Source organism: Paenibacillus allorhizoplanae (genome assembly GCF_927798215.1).
GTDB classification, from domain to species: Bacteria; Bacillota; Bacilli; order Paenibacillales; family NBRC-103111; genus Paenibacillus_E; species Paenibacillus_E allorhizoplanae.
On sequence record NZ_CAKMMW010000006.1, the window covers coordinates 232,794 to 258,561 of the forward strand.

Annotated in this window: 23 protein-coding genes; 21 read left to right on the top strand and 2 right to left on the bottom strand. The window is 48.5% G+C overall.

Translation table 11 applies throughout. The features are described from left to right. Nucleotides 1-15: 15 nt before the first annotated feature. Nucleotides 16-1,779 carry an Rqc2 family fibronectin-binding protein gene (locus L6I86_RS13295; protein ID WP_236287718.1) on the bottom strand — a complete coding sequence of 588 codons (1,764 nt, stop codon included), beginning with the start codon at nt 1,777-1,779 and terminating at the stop codon, nt 16-18. A 227-nt stretch (nt 1,780-2,006) separates the two neighbouring features. Between L6I86_RS13295 and L6I86_RS13300 the strand changes: the two genes are divergently transcribed. The 19 genes from L6I86_RS13300 to spoVM all read left to right on the top strand — a co-directional run bounded on the left by L6I86_RS13300 (nt 2,007) and on the right by spoVM (nt 23,058). Beyond that, the gene (locus L6I86_RS13300) at nt 2,007-4,811 is read left to right on the top strand and encodes a calcium-translocating P-type ATPase, SERCA-type (RefSeq protein WP_236287721.1); all 2,805 of its coding nucleotides are present in this window, start codon (nt 2,007-2,009) and stop codon (nt 4,809-4,811) included. Nucleotides 4,812-5,018: 207 nt separating this feature from the next. Further along, nucleotides 5,019-5,849, top strand: coding sequence for a diaminopimelate epimerase (gene dapF, locus L6I86_RS13305; RefSeq protein ID WP_236287723.1), 831 nt, complete (start codon nt 5,019-5,021; stop codon nt 5,847-5,849). Between the two features lie 16 nt (nt 5,850-5,865). Then, nucleotides 5,866-7,740 carry a bifunctional homocysteine S-methyltransferase/methylenetetrahydrofolate reductase gene (locus tag L6I86_RS13310; protein WP_236287725.1) on the top strand — a complete coding sequence of 625 codons (1,875 nt, stop codon included), beginning with the start codon at nt 5,866-5,868 and terminating at the stop codon, nt 7,738-7,740. Between the two features lie 29 nt (nt 7,741-7,769). Further along, nucleotides 7,770-8,654 (top strand): YicC/YloC family endoribonuclease, encoded by an 885-nt coding sequence (locus L6I86_RS13315; RefSeq protein WP_236287819.1) that lies wholly within the window; start codon nt 7,770-7,772, stop codon nt 8,652-8,654. Between the two features lie 34 nt (nt 8,655-8,688). Further along, nucleotides 8,689-8,949, top strand: coding sequence for an extracellular matrix/biofilm regulator RemA (gene remA / locus L6I86_RS13320; protein WP_009672664.1), 261 nt, complete (start codon nt 8,689-8,691; stop codon nt 8,947-8,949). Continuing rightward, the gene (gene gmk / locus L6I86_RS13325) at nt 8,939-9,577 is read left to right on the top strand and encodes a guanylate kinase (RefSeq protein WP_056612367.1); all 639 of its coding nucleotides are present in this window, start codon (nt 8,939-8,941) and stop codon (nt 9,575-9,577) included. The genes remA and gmk overlap by 11 nt, the downstream gene beginning before the upstream one ends. After that, the gene (rpoZ, locus tag L6I86_RS13330) at nt 9,578-9,805 is read left to right on the top strand and encodes a DNA-directed RNA polymerase subunit omega (protein ID WP_056612362.1); all 228 of its coding nucleotides are present in this window, start codon (nt 9,578-9,580) and stop codon (nt 9,803-9,805) included. Between the two features lie 182 nt (nt 9,806-9,987). After that, nucleotides 9,988-11,211, top strand: coding sequence for a bifunctional phosphopantothenoylcysteine decarboxylase/phosphopantothenate--cysteine ligase CoaBC (coaBC, locus tag L6I86_RS13335; protein WP_236287727.1), 1,224 nt, complete (start codon nt 9,988-9,990; stop codon nt 11,209-11,211). Continuing rightward, nucleotides 11,211-13,724: a primosomal protein N' gene (gene priA, locus L6I86_RS13340; protein WP_236287730.1), complete on the top strand. Its 2,514-nt coding sequence runs from the start codon at nt 11,211-11,213 to the stop codon at nt 13,722-13,724. The genes coaBC and priA overlap by 1 nt, the downstream gene beginning before the upstream one ends. A gap of 40 nt (nt 13,725-13,764) precedes the next feature. Further along, nucleotides 13,765-14,250: a peptide deformylase gene (def, locus tag L6I86_RS13345; protein ID WP_057313262.1), complete on the top strand. Its 486-nt coding sequence runs from the start codon at nt 13,765-13,767 to the stop codon at nt 14,248-14,250. Further along, a complete protein-coding gene (fmt, locus tag L6I86_RS13350; RefSeq protein ID WP_236287732.1) occupies nt 14,247-15,194 on the top strand; it encodes a methionyl-tRNA formyltransferase in 948 nt (315 codons plus the stop codon). Before def ends, fmt begins: the two co-directional genes overlap by 4 nt. Nucleotides 15,195-15,292: 98 nt before the next feature. Next, complete coding sequence (gene rsmB, locus L6I86_RS13355; RefSeq protein ID WP_420851884.1) at nt 15,293-16,768, top strand: 16S rRNA (cytosine(967)-C(5))-methyltransferase RsmB; 1,476 nt, start codon at nt 15,293-15,295, stop codon at nt 16,766-16,768. Between the two features lie 79 nt (nt 16,769-16,847). Continuing rightward, nucleotides 16,848-17,918, top strand: coding sequence for a dual-specificity RNA methyltransferase RlmN (gene rlmN / locus L6I86_RS13360; protein WP_171635546.1), 1,071 nt, complete (start codon nt 16,848-16,850; stop codon nt 17,916-17,918). Nucleotides 17,919-17,930: 12 nt separating this feature from the next. Next, nucleotides 17,931-18,695, top strand: a complete 765-nt coding sequence (locus tag L6I86_RS13365) for a Stp1/IreP family PP2C-type Ser/Thr phosphatase (RefSeq protein ID WP_236287734.1) — start codon at nt 17,931-17,933, stop codon at nt 18,693-18,695. Then, the gene (gene pknB / locus L6I86_RS13370) at nt 18,692-20,794 is read left to right on the top strand and encodes a Stk1 family PASTA domain-containing Ser/Thr kinase (protein WP_236287736.1); all 2,103 of its coding nucleotides are present in this window, start codon (nt 18,692-18,694) and stop codon (nt 20,792-20,794) included. Before L6I86_RS13365 ends, pknB begins: the two co-directional genes overlap by 4 nt. After that, nucleotides 20,794-21,726: a ribosome small subunit-dependent GTPase A gene (rsgA, locus tag L6I86_RS13375; protein WP_236287738.1), complete on the top strand. Its 933-nt coding sequence runs from the start codon at nt 20,794-20,796 to the stop codon at nt 21,724-21,726. The genes pknB and rsgA overlap by 1 nt, the downstream gene beginning before the upstream one ends. 5 nt (nt 21,727-21,731) lie before the next feature. Then, complete coding sequence (gene rpe / locus L6I86_RS13380) at nt 21,732-22,382, top strand: ribulose-phosphate 3-epimerase (RefSeq protein ID WP_236287740.1); 651 nt, start codon at nt 21,732-21,734, stop codon at nt 22,380-22,382. Nucleotides 22,383-22,398: 16 nt separating this feature from the next. Then, the gene (locus tag L6I86_RS13385; RefSeq protein ID WP_171635556.1) at nt 22,399-22,644 is read left to right on the top strand and encodes a hypothetical protein; all 246 of its coding nucleotides are present in this window, start codon (nt 22,399-22,401) and stop codon (nt 22,642-22,644) included. Between the two features lie 333 nt (nt 22,645-22,977). Then, the gene (spoVM, locus tag L6I86_RS13390; RefSeq protein ID WP_036634233.1) at nt 22,978-23,058 is read left to right on the top strand and encodes a stage V sporulation protein SpoVM; all 81 of its coding nucleotides are present in this window, start codon (nt 22,978-22,980) and stop codon (nt 23,056-23,058) included. A gap of 104 nt (nt 23,059-23,162) precedes the next feature. On the opposite strand, the gene rpmB is transcribed toward spoVM, so the two are convergent. Then, a complete protein-coding gene (gene rpmB / locus L6I86_RS13395; protein WP_029197753.1) occupies nt 23,163-23,351 on the bottom strand; it encodes a 50S ribosomal protein L28 in 189 nt (62 codons plus the stop codon). Nucleotides 23,352-23,600: 249 nt separating this feature from the next. On the opposite strand from rpmB, the gene L6I86_RS13400 reads away from it, so the two are divergent. After that, the gene (locus L6I86_RS13400; RefSeq protein ID WP_028558212.1) at nt 23,601-23,960 is read left to right on the top strand and encodes an Asp23/Gls24 family envelope stress response protein; all 360 of its coding nucleotides are present in this window, start codon (nt 23,601-23,603) and stop codon (nt 23,958-23,960) included. 29 nt (nt 23,961-23,989) lie between these two features. Further along, nucleotides 23,990-25,732 (top strand): DAK2 domain-containing protein, encoded by a 1,743-nt coding sequence (locus L6I86_RS13405; protein ID WP_236287742.1) that lies wholly within the window; start codon nt 23,990-23,992, stop codon nt 25,730-25,732. Nucleotides 25,733-25,768: the final 36 nt, after the last annotated feature.

Consider the following 25,768-nt stretch of genomic DNA (forward strand, 5'->3'; position numbering starts at 1 on the left):
GGTTTTTTAGTATGTCTATTTAATGGTCACTTTCAATTGCTTGATTTCCTCTTCTTCCGGGGTTACATAAAGTGTCTTCTGATTCACATAAATGACAAAGCCAGGCTTCGAGCCGTTTGGTTTATGGACATGTTTGATTGTTGTATAATCCACAGGAACTTGACTGGAGTTTTTGGCTTGACTGAAGTAAGCAGCTAGCTGCGCGGCTTCAAGTAAGGTGGTGTCGCTGAACTCACCGCGAATGACGACGTGGGAGCCAGGAATATCCTTGGTGTGTAACCATGTATCCATAGAAGAAGCAAGACGATTCGTCAGATATTCGTTTTGCGTATTATTTTTCCCAACATAGATAGGAACACCCTCGCTGGATTCGTAGCAGGCTAGAGCCGGCTTGTCTTTTTTCTTTTTCTTACGCTGCTTTTTGTTGCGGTCGCGCACATAGCCTTGCTCCATAAGCTCATCACGAATTTCTTCAATATCCGGCAAGGAGGCAACACTCAACTGCTGCAGTAGCGTCGTGAGATAGGTGATCTCTTGATGCGTTTGGGCAATTTGCTCCTCAACGATTACCGTACTATTTTTCAATTTACTATATTTCTTAAAATAGCGCTGAGCGTTTTCCGCCGGCCCAAGAAGCGGGTCCAATGTGATGGTGATCATCGCCTGATCTTCATCGTAGTAATTTATGGCTTGGACTTCTTTGTCGCCTTTCTTGATCGTATGAAGCGAGGCGGTTAACAGCTCTCCGAGAATGCGATATTTATCCGCGTCCTTGGAATCTTCGATCGTATCCTGGAGCTTTTCCAGTTTTTTTACATTTTTATTGACTTCATTTTGTAAAAATTTCAATAAATCAGATACACGTTGTTTAACCGTATCTCTTTCCGCTTTGTCGCCATAGAATTGCTCCAAACACAAGCTTGGCGTAGCGTATGATTTCGACGTGCCCTTGATATGCGTAAGTGGTGTCATCGCGAAGAATAGTTTGCCTGTAGGTTCTTGCTCTACAATGACAGGTTCATAGCGATCCTCGCGCATCGCGGTCATGACTTCACTGAACGCCTGCCAAAGCGATGCGGTATCGACTTCCGTTTTACCTTGCATACTGCGATATACAATTTCCTTGGCGATCAGTGGACTGAGTCCGCTGAATGCAGCAACTAGCTGTTGCTCAGGTTTAATAGGAGATGGAGATACGGAAACCTCATCTGACGACGCTGTCCGCTCTAAGGCTTGGAAGAATGATGCGCTATCAACCTCAAGTGGATTTTGTTTATCCTGTTCAGGCGGTGTTACATATGTACTCCCCGGCATGACAACCCGATACGAACTGATGGCTGGCGTCACATGATGGATGCCATCAAGAATTGTTCCCGTCACGGGATCGAGCAAAATGATATTGCTGTGGCGACCCATGATTTCCACAATAATATACTTGAGGGATATATCTCCTAATTCGTCACGATGACGAATCTGCAAACGAATGACACGTTCCATACCGATTTGTTCCACGACCTCAATGACGCCACCTTCACAATATTTGCGAAGCAGCATACAGAACATCGGCGCATCCATTGGATTCATGGTAACTTGTTCTGTCGTTTGAACGCGTGGATACGTAGGGTTGGCGGAAAGGAGCAGCTTCACGTTCTGCCTTTGGGTGCGAATTTGAAGTACGACGTCATTATCGCTCGGTTGGTGAATTTTATTAATGCGGCCTCCTACATACATTTGAAGTTCGTGAACAATTGCATGAAGGACGAGTCCGTCTAAAGCCATGATGCATACAACTCCATTCTTTGAGGCTAGTTGTCATTTGTCATTGCGGGTACATCTTCATTCCGTGTCTGACAACTTTGCTAATCTCTATGATGCCATACTTTTCACAAAAACTTAAGGGGCTCTGGAGAGGAAAGATGATTTCAGGGATATTTTCCTGCTTGTCTGAATACAAATACGTATAAGTGTGAGACAAGATCAAGTGGATGTGGGAGGGAGAAGGGCGGATGAGTCAGAATAAGTGGTACCAGTTGAACTCGGAGGATGTCTTGCAGTTACAGCAGGTGAATATGCAGCAAGGATTGCCCTGGGAGGAAGCTTGGAAACGGCAGGCTGAGGTAGGGCGAAACGAGCTCTCAGAGGGGCAACGTGTATCGCCAATCACGTTGCTGTTGAATCAATTTAAAGATTTCATGGTGCTGGTGCTATTGGGGGCGACTCTGATATCCGGCTTGCTAGGTGAATATTTAGATGCGATTACCATCGTCATCATTATTGTGATGAATGGGATTTTGGGTTTTACACAAGAGTTTCGAGCGGAACGCTCACTACGTGCACTGAAAGAGCTGTCTGCGCCGAATGCCAATGTGTGGAGAGAAGGAGCTATTCATCAAATTCCGGCGCGTGATCTGGTGCCAGGGGATATTGTGTTCTTGGAGAGCGGAGATAGAGTCCCAGCAGATGTTCGATTTCTGGAGACGAATGGTGTCTATATCGAAGAGTCCGCCTTAACCGGGGAGTCCATTGCCGTCAGTAAAACGATAGCGCCTATTCCTCATGACGAAGTACCGCTTGGTGACCAGCGAAATCTGGGCTTCATGGGGACGATGGTATCTCGTGGCACGGCGAAAGCAGTTGTCGTTCGAATTGGGATGAGCACGGAAATGGGCAAAATCGCTGACCTGATTCAAAATACTGAATCCATGGAAACACCGCTACAGCACCGTTTGGAGCAGCTAGGTAAAATCTTAATTATCGTCGCAATCGCGTTGACGATTCTTGTTGTTGTAGCTGGCATCATGCATGGACAACCACCGTATGCGATGTTCTTAGCAGGCGTCAGCTTAGCTGTTGCTGCTATCCCAGAAGGGCTTCCAGCGATTGTAACTATCGCACTAGCGCTCGGCGTTCAGCGAATGATTAAGCGTAAAGCGATCGTCCGGAAGCTGCCTTCGGTGGAGACGTTAGGTTGTGCTTCCGTTATTTGTTCAGATAAAACGGGGACGCTCACGCAGAACAAGATGACTGTGACCCATTTATGGGTCGGTGGTGATGTGCTTGAGGTTACAGGAGACGGATATGCGCCCGTTGGTAACATTCTTCTGAGCGGTCAACATACGGACGCACACAAGCATCCAACACTTTCGAAGCTACTCCACGTGTCAGCCCTTTGCAATAACGCAACCTTAATCGAAGAAAAACAAGAAACAAAGAGAAAGAAAGGGAAAGAGGGCAGCGAGGGAGCAGCTTCGATTTGGAACATTAAAGGGGATCCAACAGAAGGAGCCTTAGTTGTTCTGAGTGCCAAGAGCGGGATTACACAAGTTTCGTTGAGTGAAAAATATAAACGGATCGCCGAGTTCCCTTTCGATTCGGAACGCAAACGGATGTCTGTGCTGGTGTCCTCCGAGAATGGCCGCATGGCTTGTACCAAAGGGGCGCCAGATGTGTTGTTGCAGCATTGCAGTTATATTTTGTGGGATGGCAAAGTCATTCCCTTCACGTCAACACTGAAACAAAAGGTCATCTCAGCAAATGAAGGTATGGCCAAATCAGCGCTGCGGGTGTTGGGTATTGCTTATAAGGAGCTTAAAGCGAGTGATCGATATGATGATCACGAGGATGTTGAGAATGGCTTAGTATTCGTAGGGTTAACTGGCATGATTGATCCTCCGCGTAAAGAAGTGCGTGAAGCGATCTCGAAATGCCGTAAAGCGGGCATCAAGACCGTTATGATCACAGGGGATCACCAAACGACAGCAGAAGCCATTGCGAAGCAGCTTGGGATGATTCCAACCAATGGTGTCAGCATGAGCGGTCAACAAATTGGACAGCTCTCCGATGATGAGCTCGATGCCAAAGTCAATGATACCTACGTCTATGCGAGGGTGTCCCCTGAGCATAAGCTGCGTATTGTGAAATCGTTGCAGCGCAATGGACACGTTGTTGCCATGACGGGTGATGGTGTTAATGATGCACCAGCCATTAAAGCGGCAGATATCGGAATTGCCATGGGGATTACGGGCACCGATGTATCCAAAGAGGCATCTTCCTTAATTCTCAGCGACGATAATTTCTCGACGATTGTTGCGGCGATTGAAGAGGGACGCAGTATCTATGAAAATATCCGCAAGTTCATTCGTTATTTGCTTGCCTCTAACGTTGGCGAGATTATGACGATGTTCATCGCTATGATGGCGGGGTTACCGCTTCCGCTTGTGCCTATTCAAATTCTTTGGGTGAATTTAGTGACGGATGGTCTACCGGCGATGGCACTAGGTGTGGATCAGGCAGAGAAAGACCTCATGCAGCATAAGCCGCGTTCAGCGAAGGAAAGTATTTTTGCAAGACGCTTAGGATGGAAAATTATTTCCCGTGGTATCCTTATCGGAGTATGCACACTGGGGGCCTTCTGGCTCATCTTACGTGTGAATCCAACGGATGCAGAGACCTTGTTGAAAGCACAAAGTGTCGCGTTTGCAACCTTGGTTATGGCGCAGCTCATCCACGTGTTTGATTGTCGCAGTTCACGTTCCATTTTCCACCGGAATCCTTTGCAAAATAAATACCTAGTTCTCGCTGTGCTATCATCACTCATTCTTATGCTAGGCGTTATGTACATCGACGCACTCCAACCGATCTTCAAAACCGTTCCGCTAGGCTGGAAAGATTGGATTCTTGTTTTAATTGCTGCTGGAATTCCAACCTTCTTTATGGGTCTAGGCAGCGTGTTGTCGCCAAAACGCAACAAAGGTTCCAGAGGTTCAAACACCTCTGTGTATACGAAATCGTCTAAACCGAGTTTCCGATAAGGGACATGGAAAGATGGAAAAGAGCTGCCGAGAGGCAGCTTTTTCTCTATACAGCATCCGACTAACACGGTATTACTAACTACCTTAGCATCGATGCTCCTAACTATGGCAATTTAGCGACTATGACATGCTGCGAGGGCGCAGGGCTATGCATACTGACGATTTTACGCTATGATAATGGCTAAACCGCACATAGGGGTGCTTGACATGAATTTTACGAAAATGCACGGTCTTGGCAATGATTTTATTGTCGTAGCCGGAGAGAAAGAGCTGCCTGCCGGGGCGGACCAGTTGGCCATTCAGTTGTGTAATCGATTTTTTAGCATCGGTGCTGACGGTGTTGTCTTTATTCTTCCTTCAGAAAAAGCTGATTTTCAAATGCGCATTATCAACTCGGATGGATCTGAGGCCGAGCAATGCGGCAACGCGATCCGCTGTGTTTCCAAATATGTGTACGACCATAAGTTGATTGATGCTACTGAAATTACTATCGAAACCATTGGTGCTGGTGTACAGAAGGTTCAAGTACATGTGCAAGATGGCCGTGTTGTGACTGCTCGTGTGGACATGGGAGAGCCCATTCTACAAGGACTTCAGGTACCAACGACAGTTGATGCTGACAAGGTGATCGATTATCCAATCGAGGTAGATGGCACATCATTTCGTTTCACAGCGGTGTCCATGGGGAATCCGCATTGTGTCATTTATGTAGAGGATGCTGTGAATTTTGACCTGGCAACATGGGGGCCTAAGCTTGAGGCACATCCTATGTTTCCGCGTAAAATAAATGTCGAATTCGCAACTGTACGAGATCGCGCTTATACGGATATGCGAGTTTGGGAGCGTGGCGCTGGGCCTACGCTTGCTTGCGGAACGGGCGCGTGTGCTACGCTGGTCTCTTCCGTGCTGAATGGTCTATCTGATCGTGAAGCGACCGTTTCACTCAAAGGTGGAAACCTGTTCATCGAGTGGCTGGAAGAGGATAATCACGTCTATATGACGGGGCCTGCAGAAGAAGTGTTTACAGGCAAACTATAGATAGGGGAAATGATGCATGAAATTGGATCTTCGTGCAGCGCTGCAACAGGAGATTTTGACCGGTGACGGTGCTATGGGGACATACTTATATCAGATGGGATTTCCCGTCGGCATTTCATATGAAGAATTGAATTTGCTTAGACCAGAAACGGTCGCTGACGTGCACCGCCGTTATTTCGAGGCAGGTGCTCGTCTTATTGAAACGAATACGTTTTCGGCGAATCGGGAGAAATTGTCGAAATATGGGCTGGAAGGCGACGTTGAAGCCATTAACCGTGCGGGTGTTGAGCTGGCTAGGAACGCTGTTGGCGACGATGCTTATGTCGTTGGAGCTATCGGATCCATTCGCGCAGGCAAGCGGAAGAATGTGAGAACCTCTGAGGTCGAGCAATCCTTACAGGAACAGATAGGCATTCTGCTTGACTCACCGGTGGACGGGCTATTATTAGAAACCTTCTACGATTTGGAAGAGCTGCAGCTTGCTTTGCGAATTATTCGCAGCATGAGTGGGCTTCCTGTGATCTGCCAGTTTGCCAATGAGGGCACGGGCAGCACGCAGGACGGTGTTCCGTTGCAAGAAGCTTTCCTGCGGCTACGTGATGAAGGCGCTGATGTGATCGGCTTCAACTGCCGGGTAGGCCCGAACGGGATCCTGCGTTCGATGGAGAAGATCGCACCGATTCCTGGTGTTCCATTCTCCGCGTTTCCGAACGCAGGTTTGCCCGACTACGTAGACGGGCATTATACGTATGCGGCGACGCCGAAGTACTTCGCCGAAAGTGCGCTGCGCTTCGCTGATCTTGGCGCGCGCATCATCGGCGGCTGCTGCGGCACGACGCCGGAGCACATCGCCGCTGTTGCGAAGGCGCTGCAGGGCTACGTGCCGGCTGCGCCAGGCACAGTCCCTGCGGGAGCCGCTGCGATCGTGATTGAACCGGCACCGGCGAAGCCTGCGCCGCCGGCGGGCATACCTTCGCTGCTGGACATCGTGAAGCAGCGCAAAACCGTGATTGTCGAGCTGGATCCTCCGAAGGATCTCGACATCGAGAAGTTCATGCAGGGGTCGAAAGCCCTGCAGGAGGCGCATGTCGACGCCATTACGATGGCCGACAATTCTCTTGCTGTGACGCGCATGAGCAACCTGGCCCTCGGCTACCTCGTGCAGGAGCGTTTGGGCGCGCGTCCGCTCATTCACATCGCGTGTCGTGACCGCAACATGATTGGGACGCAGTCCCATCTCATGGGCTTGCACGCGCTGGGGATAGACCACGTGCTGGCCGTGACCGGCGATCCCGCCAAGTTTGGCGATCTCCCCGGGTCCAGCTCTGTGTACGACCTTACCTCATTCGAAATTATTCGGATGATCAAACAGCTTAACGAAGGCATCGCCTTCTCAGGTAAACCTTTGAAGCAGAAGGCTAATTTCGTTGTTGGTGCGGCATTCAATCCGAATGTGAAGCATTTAGATAAAGCCGTTCAGCGCTTGGAGCGCAAGATCGAGGCTGGCGCAGATTATATCATGACGCAGCCCGTGTACGATACGAAGCTCATTGAAGACATCTATGAAGCGACCAAGCATTTGCAAATCCCTATTTTCATCGGGATCGCCCCGCTGGCTAGTGGCGGCAATGCCGAATACCTGCACAATGAGGTTCCAGGTATTCGTCTATCGGATGAAGTTAGAGCACGGATGGATGGCTTGAAAGGCCCCGAAGGTCGCGCAATGGGTGTGGAAATTGCCAAAGAATTGCTGGATACCGCGATGCAATACTTTAATGGTATATATCTAATGACCCCATTTCTGGCGTATGAAATGTGCGTAGATCTGACGAACTATGTGTGGGAAAAGTCGAAAAGGCATGATTTCCACTTGTACCCACTTTCAAAATGAATTAAAATAGGGTAATGGATGTGATTAGAATGATTTGCAGTATGACCGGGTTCGGACAAGCGAATCGTTCTTTTGCGGGATACAACGTGTTTATCGATGTGAAATCGGTCAATCATAGGTATAGTGAAGTGTCGATTCGGTTGCCGAAGGAATGGGCGGCTTTTGAAGACGCTTTGAAGAAAACGGTATTGCATGCTGTGAAGCGAGGACGAGTAGATGTCTTCATCACGGCGGAACGTGAAGCAGCTTCCCCGAAGAACGTAACGGTTAATTATGCTTTGGCAGATGCTTATTTGGAAGCAGCTGAGCAGTTGAAGCAGCGGTATGGGATCACGGGTCAGGTAGATCTCAATGTTTTATTGAAACTTCCTGAGCTGATTCAAATGAAAGACGTACGTCAAGAGCCTGATGACGAGATTGAACAGGAGCTATGCGCCTGCTTACAGGAGGCTGTCGCTCAGCTTTCCGCGATGAGACACCGCGAAGGTGAATTTTTAGAGCAGGATATCCGCGAACGGCTAGCCGAGATGAAGCGAATTCATACCGAGTTAGAAGCACTTGCTCCTCAAGTCGTTCAGGAGTATGCGACGAAGATGACGATTCGAATTCAGTCCCTCGTTCTCGATGGGATACCTGTAGATGAGCAGCGCCTAGCGACTGAGATTGCTCTCTTCGCAGATCGTTCGAATGTGGATGAGGAATTAACGCGTCTGAAGAGTCATTTTGGGCAATGTGAGGCATTGCTTTTAGACAAAGAGCCTGTTGGTCGAAAGTTGGACTTCTTGATTCAAGAAATGAATCGGGAAGTGAATACGATCGGATCGAAGTCGAATCATTCGGAGCCTACGGCTAGAGTGATTGCGATGAAGGCAGAGCTTGAGAAAATGCGGGAACAAATACAGAATATCGAGTGAAGCTTGCATGTGCTTCGCGAGGAGGAAGTCCTAGATGGCTATCAAATTAATCAATATTGGGTTCGGCAACATCGTATCGGCGAACCGTATTATCTCGATCGTGAGTCCAGAATCCGCTCCGATCAAGAGAATCATTCAAGAAGCGCGTGATCGTCACATGCTGATTGACGCTACATATGGTAGAAGAACCCGTGCCGTTATTATCACGGACAGCGATCATGTGATTTTGTCGGCAGTACAACCAGAAACGGTAGCGCATAGACTTTCGAATAAGGACGATGATCATGACGAGTAATACGAACACTCTTGAGCGTGAGAGAGGTATTCTGATTGTTTTATCCGGACCGTCTGGTGTTGGTAAAGGAACGGTTTGTGCGGCGCTGCGCAAGGTTGCCCCTGATATTGTCTACTCGGTATCAGCGACAACACGTTCTCCTAGACAAGGTGAAGTAGACGGTGTTAATTATTTTTTCAAAACTCGCGAACAATTTCAGCAGTTGATTGAAACTGATGAAGTGCTGGAATGGGCTGAATATGTGGGCAACTTCTATGGAACACCAAGACGTTTTGTAGAGGAGACGCTTCGTTCAGGCCACGATGTGATCTTGGAAATCGAGGTTCAAGGTGCCCTTCAGGTCAAGCAGAAGTTTGATGAAGGTGTATTTATTTTCTTGTTGCCGCCATCTCTAGATGAGCTTGAGAATCGTATTGTTACACGTGGCACGGAAACGGATGAGGTCATCCGCAGTCGCATGTCAGTGGCTATCGATGAAATTCGTTTGATGGAACACTATGATTATGCGATCGTGAATGATCATGTAGATACCGCATGCGCGAAAATACAAGCGATACTAGCCGCTGAGCATTGCAAAAAAGATCGTATGTTTCCCAAAATCGTACAATGGATGGATGAGGTGAATTGAATGTTATACCCTTCAATTGATAAACTGCTTGATATCGTAGACAGCAAGTACTCCTTGGTTGTTGCAGCTTCCAAAAGAGCAAGATCCCTGCGTGACGGTGCAAAATCCGATTTAAAAGGCCAGAAAGCTCATAAACATGTCGGTGTTGCGTTAGAAGAACTATACGGTAACTACATCGGTTACGAGAAAATTAACACAAACGAGAGCGAGAAATACGCGAAGAAATAAACTGCCTTACCCAACAACCCTCGTGGTTGTTATTTTTTTCTCTCCACATAAGAAAGTGGCAGTTTTCGGATTCCGAATACAGCTTTCTTATTGGCGATAAAATTTTCCTCTAAACGCGGTCGCTCATCATTGAATGACTTCGATAGAGATTTTCTCATTTGGCATTTCGAAAGGGGATTCCCATGGGTGTATTGCAAGGCAAAACGATCGTGCTCGGTGTCTGTGGAGGCATTGCGGCTTATAAGGCTGCGGCGTTAACGAGTAAATTAACACAAGCTGGGGCTGTTGTGCGGGTCATTATGACACGCTCCGCGGTGCAATTCGTTGCGCCGTTAACGTTTCAAACGTTGTCGCGGCATCATGTTTTTGTCGATACCTTCGATGAGAAGGATCCCGCAGTTGTGTCTCATATTAATTTGGCGGACAGCGCGGATCTCGTGCTAATCGCCCCAGCTACGGCGAATACGATCGGCAAACTAGCTTTAGGGCTTGGCGATGATATGCTGAGTACCACGTTGCTTGCAACCATGGCACCGATCTGGGTGGCACCTGCGATGAATGTGCACATGTACGCGAATCCTGCGGTACAAACCAACATGGAGACGTTGCTTCGTCGCGGCGTTCGTTTCATTGAACCAGGCGAGGGGCAACTGGCCTGTGGCTATGTGGGCAAGGGGCGTCTTGCTGAGCCGGAGGAGATTTTTGCCGCGGTTGAGCGGCATTTTCAAGGGGAGCCTGGGCGCTTAGCAGGTAAACGTGTGTTAGTGACGGCCGGAGGCACGGTAGAACGTCTAGATCCTGTTCGTTATTTGACCAATGACTCTTCAGGCAAAATGGGTTATGCGATCGCGGAAGAAGCTGTGCGGATGGGGGCGAAGGTAACATTGGTTTCAGGACCATCGGCTCTAGCCGTACCTGAAGGTGTTCAGCTTGTTCCTGTGCAGTCTGCGCTGGATATGCGCGAAGCTGTGTTAAGCAGGCTCGGAGAAAGCCAACTCATCATTAAGGCGGCTGCTGTAGCTGACTATCGTCCTGCTGTGGTTGCTGAGCAGAAAATCAAGAAGAAAGCGGACTCGCTGACGCTTGAGCTCATTAAGAATCCCGATATTTTGCAGGAGATCGGAACGCTGAAGACAAAGAAACAGTTCGTCATCGGGTTTGCAGCGGAAACGGAAGCGTTGGATGAACATGCGATGGACAAGCTGAAGCGCAAAAACTGTGATCTCATCGTAGGGAACGATGTGTCACAAGAGGGTGCTGGCTTTGGCGGGGATACGAATGTGGTTCGCTTCTATGATCAGAACGGGCTTGTACAAGCACTGCCTATACAAAGTAAATGGGACGTTGCGCGCAAACTGCTCGAACTCGCTGCAGAGCGAATGGCTGTCGCGGCGGGGGAATCCTGATGTACGCCAAAGTCATTGTCGATGTCCCAGCCAAGCAAACCAATCGGGCGTTCGACTATGAAGTGCCTTCATCTCTGAGTAAGTGGGTCGAAGTCGGCAGCCGAGTGGGTGTACCGTTTGGACCGCGTGTTCTGCAAGGCTTTGTGGTTGAACTGCAAGAGGAAACGCAAGTCGATGCGAAGCGCATCAAGCCGATTCAAAATGTGTTGGATCTGGTCCCACCCTTGACGAGTGAACTTGTCAGTCTTGGACGCTGGATCAGTCGTATGTATATGTGTCATGAAGTAACGGCTCTGCAGGCGATGCTTCCTGCGGCTTTGAAAGCGAAATATGAGCGTGTAATTATCGTAGGGGATGAATCTGAGGAGCAATCCTTTCTCGATATGCCAGATATTGAAGCTATTATTAGCTTTGTGAAGAGTAAGGAATCGGTTTCCATGGACGTGCTGTTGGAGCGTTTTTCGAAGGAAGGCGCTCTGATCAAAGAACTGCTTTCATCGGGTAGGCTGACGGAAGTGCAGCTAGTGAAGGACCGGATGAATACCAAAAAGGCGCTAACCGTGTTTCCGCCAGCAGGTGGTCGTGGCTTGGAAGAGGCGCTTTCCGAGCTTCCTGCCAGAGCGAACAAGCAGAAGGATGTACTGCGCTATTTGATCGAGCATCCGCATGCCATTCGATTGACGGAGCTGATGGAAACGATTGAGGTCGGTGCGAGTACGGTCAAAAGCTTGGCGGATCGCGGCTGGATTGAGCTGCGCGAGGTGGAAGTGATGCGTGACCCGTATATGGGGCGTGCTTTTGAACGGACGAAGCCGCTTACTCTGACGGAGGAACAGAGCGGTGTGTTTGCCCCTATTCGCGATGCGGTGGCCGAAGATCGACATGAGGTATTTCTGCTGCATGGCGTGACGGGAAGCGGAAAGACAGAGGTATACCTACAATCCATCCAGCAATGCTTGGATATGGATAAGGAAGCCATTGTTCTTGTGCCGGAAATTTCATTGACGCCGCAAATGGTGGAGCGTTTTAAAGGGAGATTCGGCGACCTTGTTGCTGTTCTGCATAGTCGACTGTCCAATGGCGAGCGATATGACGAGTGGCGTAAAATTACACGCAAGCAAGTGAAGGTCGTAATCGGCGCACGTTCGGCGATTTTTGCCCCTTTTACGAATATTGGCTTAATCATTATAGATGAAGAGCATGAATCCTCGTATAAGCAAGAAGAGAGTCCGAAATATCATACCCGTGATGTGGCTGTTCAAAGGGCGAAGCAGCAAGATGCGGTTGTGGTGCTAGGCTCCGCTACGCCATCTCTGGAGAGTATGGAGAAAACGAGACGCCGGAGAGATCGCCCTAAACCTCCTTTTACATTGCTGACGATGAAGGAGCGGGTTGCTAGCAGACCTATGCCCCCCGTGACGATTGTAGATATGCGTGAGGAGCTGAAAACCGGCAATCGGTCGATGTTTAGCAGATCTTTGTATAAAGCGATCGAAGAACGGTTACACAAGAAAGAACAGACCGTATTGCTGTTGAATCGACGCGGTTATGCGACTTTCGTGATGTGTCGGACGTGCGGTTTCGTTTCACAGTGTCCGCATTGTGACATTTCATTGACGTATCACCAAAGCTCACATGCGCTGCGTTGTCATTATTGCGGTTATGCAGAGCGTGAAGTGAAGGAGTGTCCGAGCTGTCAGTCAGAGCATATTCGCCATTTCGGGACCGGGACGCAGCGTGTTGAGGAAGAGCTCAGTAAGATATTTCCTGGCATTAGGGTCATCCGTATGGATGTGGATACAACGACTGAAAAGGGCTCTCATGAGAAATGGTTGACGATGTTTCGCGAGAAACAGGCGGATGTTCTTCTGGGGACGCAGATGGTGGCCAAAGGATTAGATTTTCCTGATGTTACCTTAGTTGGGGTCATCGCGGCGGATACCGTGTTAAATATACCTGATTTTCGCTCCGCTGAGAGGACGTTCCAGCTCTTGACGCAAGTTGCAGGTCGAGCGGGACGGCATGAGAAGCAAGGAGAAGTGTTTGTACAAACGTATACACCTGAGCATTACAGTGTGCAATATGCGAGTCATCATGATTATATTGCGTTTGCCAACCATGAGATGGATATTCGTGCTAATTTAGGTTATCCGCCTTATCAAAGATTGATTTTAATTACGTTCTCACACGAGCAAGTACCGCTCTTGGTGCGGATGGCGGAAGCCTTTGTTACACGGTTGAAAGAGATCGCTCTCCCGTATACGAGACAGCAGGTAGATTTGTTTTCGGAAGCCGTATCGATGGATTCATCCTTTCATTTTGATGTGTTAGGACCTGTTGCGTCGCCTATTTCCCGAATCAAAGATAGATATCGATTCCAATGCGTGGTAAAATATCGTGGGGAAGATTTAGCTGCAGAGATCGTTGGGAAGACAGTAGCTTGGTTTGAGGAACGCTCAGCCAAAGAAAAGCTGCTAGTAAGCGTGGATGTTGACCCGCAATATTTGATGTAATAACCCCTAATCGAGAAGACTTAAAGGTAGGTGCACATTCATGGCTATTCGTATTATTGTTAAAGATCCAGATCCTGTGCTGCGCGAGAAAGCGATCACAGTTACGAAATTTAATTCCAATCTGCATAAATTGCTTGATGATATGGCAGATACGATGTATGAGGCGGAAGGCGTAGGTCTTGCTGCTCCACAAATCGGTATTCTGAAGCGTGTAATCGTGATGGATTGCGGCGAGGAGCATGGCGGGTTAATCGAAATGGTGAATCCTGAGATTGTTGTTTCCAGCGGGGAACAAATGGGACCTGAAGGCTGCTTGAGTATTCCTGGGCTTCGTGGTGATGTACTTCGTGCGTTGAATGTAACGGCGAAAGGGCAAGATCGCGATGGGAATCCGATTGAAGTGACAGGAACTGAATTGCTAGCTCGTTGCATTTTCCATGAGATTGATCACTTAAATGGCGTATTGTTTACGGATCTTGCGGTCAAAACGTATACGGCCGATGAAGAAGAGGAAGAAGAAGCGTGAATATCATTTTCATGGGTACACCAGATTTCGCAGTACCCTCCTTGCAGGCACTCTTGGAGGAAGGCTATAATGTGACAACGGTTGTCACGCAGCCGGATCGGCCGAAGGGACGCAAACGCGTCCTTACGCCGACGCCAGTGAAGGTAGAGGCGGAGAAGCATGGGATTCCGGTGCTTCAACCAGTGAAGCTGCGTGAAGCAGATTCCGTTGAACAGATTCGCCAGCTTGCACCAGATTTAATCGTAACAGCGGCTTATGGCCAAATTTTACCGAAATCGGTGTTAGATTTGCCTAAGTACGGCTGCATTAATATTCACGCATCGCTGCTTCCGAAATATCGGGGAGGAGCGCCGATTCATCATGCTGTCATGCGAGGTGAGGCCGAAACTGGCGTAACCATCATGTATATGGCGGTTGGATTGGATACGGGAGACATGATCTCGCGTGTTGCACTTCCGATTGAGGATACGGATACGACGGGGATGTTGTTTGAGAAGCTGAGTATTGCTGGGGCTGATTTGCTGAAGCGGACGCTGCCAGATTTATTGGCTGGTCGGATCGAGGCTGTTCCTCAGAATGAGGCTGATGCGATTTATTCCCCTAATATTCGCAGGGAAGATGAGCTTTTGGATTGGTCACGCTCTGCAATGGAGCTGTGGAATCACATTCGAGGATTAAACGCATATCCTGGCGCTTACACGTTCTGGAATGGAGATGTGCTGAAGGTATGGGCGAGCTTGAAGCCTATGCAATCAGGTCAAGATCGAACTGGCATAGTGCCAGGAACTGTGCTTAGCTGCAGCGAGCAAGGGATTGAAGTCATGACGGGAGCAGGTGCCTTGTGGCTAACGGAAATTCAACCTGCTGGCAAAAAGGCGATGCTGGTATCTGAATTCGTCCGCGGAGCGCAAATTCCTGCGGGTACGGTACTGGGGAACGCGTAAAGGTAAAATCGAAATATTGCGCACGCTTGGGCCGATTGGGCTCATGTAAGAATAATTTTTGAGATTGATGAAAATCAATTTACAATGCCACGAAAAAAATGAGGTATTTGATTTTGTCTACGACTAAACCAACTCGTCCGCAACATGGACATACGAATTCGCAGAGATCGGGTAAGCCCTCTGCGCCAAAATCATCCTCGGGCGCTGCGAAGAGCAGCGCTGTTAAGCGTTCTGCCCGTGATGCGGCACTGGATGTACTTATTCGGGTTGAAGAGAATCAGTCCTACAGCAATCTGCTGTTGAACCAAGTGCTGCAGAAGCATGCCCTTGAACGTGCAGACGCGGGATTGGCGACGGAGTTAGTCTACGGTACAATTGGGCGTCAGAATACGATTGACTTCTTCTTGGAACGCTTCGTCAGCAAGGGTCTTGCGAAGCTGGAGCCCTGGGTGCGATGCCTGCTGCGACTGAGCTTCTATCAGCTGCATTACTTGGACCGCATCCCTGACCATGCGGTCGTGAGCGAAGCGGTCAATATCGCGAAGCGCCGAGGCCACCAAGGCATCTCGGGCATGGTCAACGGCGTGCTGCGCGCGATCATCCGCAGCAAGGACGAGCTCACGCTGCCGGCTGCGCTCGGCGACGTGAAGCGCATCGCACTGAGCCATTCCCATCCGGAATGGCTCGTGCGCCGATGGATCCGTCAGCTCGGCCCTGAGCTGACGGAACAGATCTGTGCGGCGAACAACGAGCCGCCGCACGTGAGCATTCGCGCGAACGCGAGGCGGCGCAGCCGCTTGGAGCTGCTGGAGCAGCTCCAAGCTAGCGGCCTCAGCGCGGAAGCGTCAGGGCTGGCCCCGGCTGGCATCCTTGTGCAGGGGGCCGGGAACATGGCGTTAGTCCCCGGCTTCCAGCAAGGGGACTTCTCGATTCAAGACGAGAGCTCGATGCTCGTCGCCGAGGCTCTAGATCCGCGTCCAGGCATGAAGGTGCTGGACTGCTGCGCCGCCCCTGGCGGCAAAACCGCCCACATCGCGGAGAAGATGGACGATGTGGGTCAGATTTGGGCTTGTGATCTGCATGAGCACAAGCAGAAATTAATCGCAGATCAAGCGGAGCGTCTGGGACTATCGTCGATTCAGACGCTCGTGATGGATGCTGCGAAGCTGGATGAGCATTTTGCGGCGGAGTCGTTCGACCGCATCCTGCTTGATGCACCTTGCTCTGGCCTTGGGGTTATTCGCCGCAAGCCGGATCTCAAGTGGGCGAAACAGGAGGCGGAGATCGAAGCGATCAGTGAAACGCAGTATGCGATTCTGAGTCGTGTACACCGTCTGCTTAAGCCCGGTGGTGTGCTGGTGTACAGCACGTGCACGATTGAACAGGCAGAGAATGAGGGCATGGTCGAGCGTTTTCTTGCCGAACACAGCGAGTTCGAGCTAGCTCCGCTGCCAGCGGATGTTTTCACGGAGATTGACACGAAGGCGGCTACGTCTGGCATGGTGCAAATTTTGCCGCAGCAGTTCCATTCGGACGGTTTTTTTATCGCTCGCCTGCGTAAGCGTGACGTGTAACAGACAGGGACGTGTGTTCGTTCCTGCTTTGTGTTAAAATATTTTAAAATAGACGAAATAACAACAGGTTGTGATAAATGTGGGTATTAAGCCGTATCTGAAAGAGAAACCGTTTGTATATGATTTGAATTGGGATGAGTGGCAAAGCTGGGTCAAAGAAAATGGGGAGTCTGCGTTTCGTGCCGGTCAAATTTTTGATTGGTTATACATTAAGCGCGTTTTCAGCTTCGACGAAATGTCGAATTTGCCGAAAACACTTCGCGACAAGTTGAAGGATCAGTTTGAGTTCGTTACCCTGTCCGAGATTACGAAATATCAATCCCAGGATGGCACGGTCAAGTTCTTGTTTGAACTTGAAGATAAGAATGCTATTGAAACCGTCGTGATGAAGCATAATTACGGCAACAGTATTTGCGTGACGACCCAAGTCGGCTGTCGAGTCGGCTGTACGTTCTGTGCGTCCACTTTGGGCGGGTTGAAGCGGGATCTACGACCAGGTGAGATTGTCGCCCAGGTTGTGAAAGCGCAGAAATTGCTTGATGAGACGGGAGAGCGTATCTCTTCCATCGTGATCATGGGGATTGGTGAGCCTTTCGAAAATTATGAAGCGACCATGAATTTCCTGCGTGTCATGATTCACCCGAAAGGGTTGAATATCGGACAGCGTCATATCACGGTATCCACGAGTGGAATCGTACCGAACATTTATAAGTTCGCGGATGAGAATTTGCAAGTAAATTTGGCGATTTCGATCCATGCGCCGAATGATGCACTGCGATCGAAGCTAATGCCGGTTAATCGCAGGTTCCCTTTCGTAGATCTCATCGAAGCGTGTAAGTACTACATTGCCAAAACGGGCAGACGGATTACGTTTGAATATGCCCTCATGGGCGAAGTCAATGACCAGCCTGAACATGCGGAAGAGTTGGCGCTTGTTTTGAAAGATATGCCGCTTAGCCATGTGAATCTGATTCCTGTCAACTTTGTGGCTGAACGTGATTTCAAGCGTACACCCCGAGATGATATTTTTACCTTCCAACGTATTCTGGAGAAGGGCAAAATTAATGCCACCATACGCCGTGAACAAGGTAGTGATATTGCTGCTGCCTGCGGACAATTGCGAGCTAAGCATATGGAGAGCAGTAAATGAGGTGAGAGCCGGATGAAGATGGTAAGTCGTACCGATATAGGGAAGGTCCGTCAAGTCAATGAGGACCGTGCCGCTATCTACCATCAACTCAATGGTCTATCTTTGGCTATTGTTGCGGATGGAATGGGGGGGCATCAAGCTGGTGATATTGCCAGTCAAATGGCCATTGACACGATTGGAGCGCAATTGCAATCCATCCATTGGGGAATGTCGGTGGAGTCCTGTAAGCAAATATTGAGGGAAGCGATTGAGAAGGCGAATGAGGAGATTTATGCTTTTGCGTCGGATCAAGAAAAGTACCATGGCATGGGAACGACTGTCGTTGCCATTATTGCTTCACAGGAGCTTCTCATTATTGGACATATCGGGGATAGCCGTGCGTATAAACTGACTGGGGAATCTATCCAACAACTGACGGAGGATCATTCCTTAGTTTACGAGCTTGTTAAGAATGGGCAGCTGACGATGGAAGAGGCTGATCATCATCCAAGACGTAATTGGATTACACGTGCACTAGGCACTGAGCCTAGCGTGGAAGTGGATCTGTATGAGTACACGTGGCGTCCAGACGATGTTATTCTCATTTGTTCGGATGGTTTGAGCGGATTGGTTGATGATGCGGATATTTTGCGAATTGTTCGGGAAACCGAGCAGTTGGAAGATGCGGCAGATGCGTTAATCCAGAGCGCGCTTCGCGAAGGCGGAGATGATAATGTAACGGTCCTTTTATTTGCACATGATCAGGATTCGGACGGAAAAAGGGGTGATGGGAATTGATCGGTAGAAAGCTTGGAGGCCGCTATGAGATCTTAGAACGTATTGGCGGAGGCGGCATGGCTTTAGTCTACAAAGGGCATGATTTGCTTTTGAATCGTAAAGTGGCTGTCAAAGTGCTGCGTTCACAGTATGTGCACGATGAAGAATTCATTCGTCGTTTCCGCAGAGAAGCACAAGCAGCCGCTTCCCTATCTCATCCTAATGTTGTCAGTATTTATGACGTTGGGCAAGAAGAGGATGTCCATTACATCGTGATGGAATATATCGAAGGCAAGACGCTGAATGATTTGATTAAGGAAAAGGCGCCATTACAGGTGGAAGATGCGGTTCATTATGCAAGTCAAATTGCTGATGCACTTGATCACGCCCATCATAATGAAATTATTCACCGTGATATCAAGCCGCACAATATTCTAATTGGCAAGAACGGCCGTGTGAAGGTGACGGATTTCGGTATTGCTAGAGCTGCGACATCATCTACGATTACACAAACGGGGTCTGTCGTCGGTTCTGTTCACTATTTCTCGCCTGAGCACGCGAAAGGCACGAATACGGGGGAGAAATCTGATCTGTATTCGCTTGGCATTGTGATGTATCAAATGCTGACCGGTCGACTTCCTTTTCTAGGGGAAAGTCCGATTTCCGTCGCCTTGAAGCATTTGCAGGAAGATGTGGAAGAGCCGCGTAAGGTGAATCCGCTGATTCCGCAAAGTGTAGAGAACATTATACTCAAGGCGATGCGCAAAAAGCCGGAAGAACGGTATCAATCTGCGAAGCTGATGATGGCCGATCTCGATACGTGCTTGGCTCCAGATCGTCGGAATGAAGCGAAGGTTGCTTTCTGGGATGCTTATGGCATGGATGAAGAGCGTACGCTGGTTATGCCAGCCATTCGCGCTGATCAGCTTGCTCAATTCGATGACGACGACGATGATGAACCAGACAAGCCCGCTTGGCGAGAAGAGCCAGCTCCTTCGAAGGGGAAAGGCTGGATTAAGCCGCTCATCTGGATTGCTGTGTTGTTAATTGTGCTGGGTGCCATGTGGTATATGGTTGGTTATGTGAAAGGAATGTTCGCCATTGAGACCGTTGAGGTCCCGAATGTCGAGAACAAGATACTGACACAAGCGCAAGCTGAACTAACGGTTGCCAAATTAGGCTGGACGGTCGAATATGACGCGGATAGCAAATTGCCCAAAGATACAGTCATTCGTCAAGATCCCAGCGGGATGAGACTGAATGTTGGTACGAAGGTCATACTTTACGTGAGTAAAGGCATACCCAAAGTCAAAATGGACAACTATGCGGGGCAAACCCTAAACGATGTTAAATTAAAGCTGCAGGGACTCGGTATTAAGGATGACCAAATTACGATCAAACCTGAAACATCCGACAATGCGCCTGATCTAATTCTCAGGCAGTCACCGCCTCCTGGTGAGGAGTTTGAACTGGAAAAAGCCGCAATTACCTTAACGGTGAGCAAAGCGAAGGAAACGGTTAAAATGCCAGACTTAGTTGGCTTGGCGGAAGCAGAGGCGAAGGCACAAATTACGAAGCTGGGTCTGAAGCTCCCTGTCAATGGCATTACTCGTGAGAAGAGCTACAAAGTAGCTAAAGGGAAAGTAATCGCCCAGTTTCCTTATAAAAAAGATGAGGAAGCCTCCATTGGCGGGGAAATTTCACTCGTCATTAGTGATGGTTTGCCAGAGGAAGCTGGTCAACTCACGGTTAGCGTACCTGTGAAGCCTACAACAGAAGGCAAGGACTCTGTGTTCAAAATCATTGTGAGCGACGCCCAATATGAGAACTTCGAATACTTGACGGAAAAAGTCTCGAAGCCGCAAAACTTGGATGTCAAAGTCATTGTTTCACCGGACAAAAAAGCCGTAATCTTGATCAAAGAAGGAGACAGCTTGGTTAATTCAATCACACGCACCTATCAAGATTATTTGGATCAAAAAAATGGGAAAAACGTATCGCCAAGTCCATCCCCGACTCCGAAGACACAAAATACCGGACCCGCTATCCCCGTTGGTGGGAATGGCCAAGGTCAAACTGGTGGAACAGCTTCTAAACCACCTGCTGGAGGGGCCAATTAATGCCGCAAGGACTCATTGTCAAAGCGCTTAGTGGTTATTATTATGTATTGCCTGAAGGAGCTGCTCTTCTAGAGGGGAATACGGTTACTTGTCGTGGAAGAGGCGTGTTCAAAAATAGAAATATAACGCCGCTTGTTGGAGATCGTGTCGTGTACGAAGCCACGGAGAACGGGGAGGGAACCGTTACGGAAATCCTTCCTCGCTCCTCGGAGCTTATTCGTCCGCCGATCGCGAATGTGAACGTAGTTGTGCTTGTTTTTTCGGTGACAGAGCCTGTTCTAAATACACAGCTATTGGACAAGTTTCTGGTGCATATCGAGAATACGGGGATTGATGTGCTGTTATGCTTCACCAAAAGCGATTTGCTGACGGAGACGGATGACAATGTCTCTCATGCCAAAGAAATGACTTCGACGGAATTTAAGCGGATTACGACCCTTTATGAGGGAATTGGTTATCCCTTCGTTACGACGAGTTCTAGACTAGAAGAGGGCGTAGAAGCGATTCTACAGCATTTGGATGGCAAAGTGAGTGTGTTTGCTGGACAATCCGGCGTTGGCAAGTCCTCTTTATTGAATAAAATGATTAGCGGTCTTGATCTCGAGACGAATGCGATCTCTCAACGATTAGGGAGAGGAAAGCATACAACTCGTCATGTGGAGCTGTTGCCTCTTGCTAATGGGGGCCTTGTTGCCGATACACCGGGCTTCAGCCAGCTGGACTTCATGGAGGTCGAGGCGGAAGGGCTTAGCAGCTGCTTCAGAGAGTTCGCGGCTGTTGCTGAGGGCTGTCGATTTAGAGGCTGCTTGCATTTGCATGAACCGGACTGTAAAGTGCGGGACGGCGTTGCCAGTGGGACGATCGCAGCTTCTCGTTATGATCATTACTTGTTATTTTTAACTGAAATCAAGGATCGGAAGAGGAGGTATTAGGCGTAATGGTATATGTAGCACCTTCTATTTTATCTGCCGATTTTGCCAAGCTTGGCGATGAGATTAAGGCAGTGGAGCAGGGCGGAGCGGACTGGATTCATGTCGACGTTATGGATGGACATTTTGTGCCCAATATTACAATTGGTCCCTTAGTCGTTGACGCGATTCGTCCAGTCACCAAGCTGCCTCTGGATGTTCATTTGATGATCGAAAAGCCGGACCGCTATATTCCTGATTTTGTAAAGGCTGGTGCGGATCTGATTTCTGTGCATGTAGAAGCCTGTACGCATCTGCACCGGACGCTCGACCTAATTAAACAAAGCGGTATTAAAGCTGGCGTTGTGTTGAATCCTGCTACACCAATTTCGCTGATTGAGCATGTGCTTGATGAGCACTTGGATCTCGTGCTTATTATGACGGTGAATCCAGGCTTTGGTGGGCAGGCGTTCATCCCTGGAATGCTGACTAAAATTCGCGCGTTGCGTGAGCAGGCGAATGCGAAGGGTCTCACGGGGCTTCACATTGAAGTAGATGGCGGTATCAACGAGATAACAGCTCGTCAGGTCATAGAGGCGGGGGCTGACGTCTTAGTAGCCGGCAATGCCGTATTCGGGCAACAGGACCGTGCAGAGGCCATTAAACGAATACGCGGCTAAAAGGGGACGAAGGACAATGAGATTTCTCTGGTTACTGATGTACAGTCTGCTTTGCGCGGTATTATTGACGTGTTTTTCAACCATAGACGATTTTGTGAAGTACATTTTCTCGCTTGGCGCTCTCTACGTAGGGATGCGGTTCTTCCGTCGATTTGAACAAATTAGTTTCCGCGTATGGTTTATCGTCATCTCGGTATTCTTCTATTTCATATTTAGTTTAATTGTTGCATTGTACAATGAGGTGGGCATAACGGCTCCATAGCCGCATACATATAGTTACAAGAGTGATGCGCTCTTGTAGCTTTTTTTGCTTTCTGGAAGCAACTGAATTGTGGGAGGAAGTAAAAATAGAAGGCACTTTTTCTACGCTCTGGGCATACACTGTTGTAATGATGTTTTAGGAGCAGTCATGCACGTTGTGAAACGTTTGCTCAAGAAGGTCAGTGAACTGGCGCTAGAACAAGCAGAAGCTTGTGAATAAGGCGGCTGCGGGCCGCGAAGTGAATGCTTGAACGAGGTCAGTGAGCTGACGACAATTCTAAGCTGATGCTTTCGAAGCCAGTTTTCTGACGAAAACTCTAAGGAGGGGTAGAGAATGAAATTCTACACAATCAAACTGCCGAGATTTTTGGGAGGATTCGTGAAAGCTGTACTTAATACGTTTAGTAAAAACTAGGGTTTGCTCATACTTACGTCATTCTCCCCAGGAATGCAAAAAAAGCACCGATTAAGGTGCTTTTTGTCATTCACATAAGTAAGTTAAGTATCCGTAGCTACGAATTAAACGCGAGCCACTTTTCCGGATTTCAACGCACGAGTACTTACGTAAACCCGTTTCGGTTTACCATCAACGAGGATGCGAACCTTTTGAACGTTAACTCCCCAAGTACGCTTGTTTTTATTGTTAGCGTGGGACACGTGATTTCCTGAACTAGGACTTTTACCTGTAATGAAACATTTGCGGGACATGTTTGACACCTCCTTCGGCAGTATACAAAGAAGCCTGGGTGGCAAGCCTAAGCTTGACATGACAGTATTCCTCAAATTTTTACTTGTGATACGTGAACGTAACCAGCAAAAACACACTTAAACATAATAGCATAGCAAAAGGAGCCTAGTCAACGAATTAAGCGCATTTTTGCCGTTTATTTATGAAGTATGTTATAGTACAATGAAGATTAGTCTTGGTAAAGCGAAACTTGAAGGAGTTGTTACATAATGCCGATTGAACTCACAACCGAGTATGGAAAAGTGTATATTACCAATGAAGTGATTTCAACTCTGGCCGGATCTGCTGCGTTAGATTGCTATGGACTTGTAGGCATGGCAACAAGAAAGCAATTGAAGGACGGTATAGCTGAGCTGCTAGGTCGAGACAATTTGAGCCGTGGTGTCGAAGTTCGTAGAGAGAACGGCCGACTTGAAATTGATCTTTATATTATTGTCAGCTATGGAACCAAAATATCCGTAGTGGCAGGTAATGTCCAAACGAAAGTCAAATATATTTTAAATGAAGTTGTAGGGCTGCAAGTAGACGACGTGAACATCTTTGTTCAAGGCGTGCGAGTGGCCAAATAAAAGCCCGATAACCAGGAAGGGGAATCACTTTGAGTAAGCGCTTTATTTCAATAAATGGAAATGACTTCACTGCCATGGTCTTGGCGGGTGCGGATAACCTTCGCAGGAATGTAGATAAGGTTAATGGATTGAACGTATTCCCTGTACCCGATGGAGATACTGGCACCAACATGAATTTAACACTCACAGCAGGCTGTGAGGAACTGAAAAAGAAGCCATCTTCTCATATTGGGAAAGCAGCTGATGCATTGTCCAAAGGGTTACTGATGGGTGCAAGAGGCAATTCCGGTGTGATTTTGTCACAATTGTTCCGCGGTTTCGCGAAATATGTGCATGAATTAGAAAGTGTGAATGGCCAACAATTCGCGGCTGCCTTGCAGCAAGGCGTAGAAACAGCGTATAAGGCTGTTGTGAAACCGGTTGAGGGCACGATTTTAACGGTATCCAAGGAAGCCGCTAAACATGCCGTGCAATTCCGCCGCAGCAGTGATGTATTGGATTTGATGAACGAGGTTTTGGGCAGAGCCAAGGAAGCATTGGCCAAAACGCCAGATCAACTTGCGATTCTTAAACAGGTCGGCGTTGTTGATGCGGGAGGCCAAGGTCTTGTCTGTGTCTACGAAGGTTTCGTTACGTCGTTAAGCGGCGGATTGGTACAAGTCGACGAGGACTTTGCAACGATGGATACGAATCTAGGTGAGGTATCGCTTCTTCCTGGCATGAACTTGGCCAAAGAAGTACATGCTCACATGCCAGCACAGGCCCATTTAGCCACGGAAGATATCGAATTCGGCTATTGCACGGAATTTATGCTGACGATTGCTCCAGGCAAGGTCAAGGGTTTTACATTCGATGAAGGTACGTTCCGTGATCAGCTTAGCAAGCTAGGGGATTCGCTCCTTGTTGTTGCTGATGAAGAGCTCGTGAAAGTGCATATTCATGCGGAATACCCAGGCGAGGTTATGAATCAAGCGATGAATTACGGCGCACTCAGCCGGATCAAAATCGAAAATATGCGTGATCAGCATTCACATATATTAGAAGACGTGACGCATGGATACGAGGCTCCTGTCGTGAGTCCTGCTGCTGTTGCAGTAATCACTGCGCCAAATAAGCCGTATGGCTTCGTTGCAGTTGCACTGGGTGACGGGATTACGGACATTTTATCCAGTGTGGGTGTGGATGTCGTGCTGTCTGGCGGACAAACGATGAACCCAAGTACAGAGGATATCGTGAACGCAGTGAACAGTATTGATGCGGATACGATTTATGTGCTTCCGAACAACTCGAATATTATTTTGGCCGCGCAGCAAGCGGTTGATCTAGTCGATAACAAAACACTGATCGTGATCCCATCGAAATCCATTCCGCAAGGACTAGCAGCTATTCTGGCTTTCCAGGAGAAGGCGGATGCACAGACGAATACGGACGCGATGAATGAATCACTGCGACGTGTGAAATCCGGTCAAGTGACGTATGCGGTGCGTGACACGAACATGGATGGGATAGATATTAAACAGGGTCATTTCATCGGTATTCAAGATGGGCGGATTGTTTCTTCACAGCCAAGTCTGATGGACGCTTGCAAGAAGCTGCTGGAAGAAATGATCGATGAAGGCAGCGAAATTGTAACGATACTGACGGGCGAAGATGCGACGGAAGAAGGAACGGGCGAGCTGGAAGCTTTTATCCAGACGATGTATCCGGATATGGAAATTGAGCTTCATCCAGGTGGACAACCCTTGTATGCTTACCTTTTCTCCGTTGAATAGGATCGTACAAGCAGGTAGTGTAAATTCGTGATTGGA

Coding starts and splice junctions, on each gene's coding strand:
- L6I86_RS13295 (WP_236287718.1), bottom strand. CDS start 1,779: ATGGCTTTAGACGGACTCGTCCTTCATGCAATTGTTCACGAACTTCAA.
- L6I86_RS13300 (WP_236287721.1), top strand. CDS start 2,007: ATGAGTCAGAATAAGTGGTACCAGTTGAACTCGGAGGATGTCTTGCAG.
- dapF (WP_236287723.1), top strand. CDS start 5,019: ATGAATTTTACGAAAATGCACGGTCTTGGCAATGATTTTATTGTCGTA.
- L6I86_RS13310 (WP_236287725.1), top strand. CDS start 5,866: ATGAAATTGGATCTTCGTGCAGCGCTGCAACAGGAGATTTTGACCGGT.
- L6I86_RS13315 (WP_236287819.1), top strand. CDS start 7,770: ATGATTTGCAGTATGACCGGGTTCGGACAAGCGAATCGTTCTTTTGCG.
- remA (WP_009672664.1), top strand. CDS start 8,689: ATGGCTATCAAATTAATCAATATTGGGTTCGGCAACATCGTATCGGCG.
- gmk (WP_056612367.1), top strand. CDS start 8,939: ATGACGAGTAATACGAACACTCTTGAGCGTGAGAGAGGTATTCTGATT.
- rpoZ (WP_056612362.1), top strand. CDS start 9,578: ATGTTATACCCTTCAATTGATAAACTGCTTGATATCGTAGACAGCAAG.
- coaBC (WP_236287727.1), top strand. CDS start 9,988: ATGGGTGTATTGCAAGGCAAAACGATCGTGCTCGGTGTCTGTGGAGGC.
- priA (WP_236287730.1), top strand. CDS start 11,211: ATGTACGCCAAAGTCATTGTCGATGTCCCAGCCAAGCAAACCAATCGG.
- def (WP_057313262.1), top strand. CDS start 13,765: ATGGCTATTCGTATTATTGTTAAAGATCCAGATCCTGTGCTGCGCGAG.
- rsmB (WP_420851884.1), top strand. CDS start 15,293: ATGAGGTATTTGATTTTGTCTACGACTAAACCAACTCGTCCGCAACAT.
- L6I86_RS13365 (WP_236287734.1), top strand. CDS start 17,931: ATGAAGATGGTAAGTCGTACCGATATAGGGAAGGTCCGTCAAGTCAAT.
- rsgA (WP_236287738.1), top strand. CDS start 20,794: ATGCCGCAAGGACTCATTGTCAAAGCGCTTAGTGGTTATTATTATGTA.
- rpe (WP_236287740.1), top strand. CDS start 21,732: ATGGTATATGTAGCACCTTCTATTTTATCTGCCGATTTTGCCAAGCTT.
- L6I86_RS13385 (WP_171635556.1), top strand. CDS start 22,399: ATGAGATTTCTCTGGTTACTGATGTACAGTCTGCTTTGCGCGGTATTA.
- spoVM (WP_036634233.1), top strand. CDS start 22,978: ATGAAATTCTACACAATCAAACTGCCGAGATTTTTGGGAGGATTCGTG.
- rpmB (WP_029197753.1), bottom strand. CDS start 23,351: ATGTCCCGCAAATGTTTCATTACAGGTAAAAGTCCTAGTTCAGGAAAT.
- L6I86_RS13400 (WP_028558212.1), top strand. CDS start 23,601: ATGCCGATTGAACTCACAACCGAGTATGGAAAAGTGTATATTACCAAT.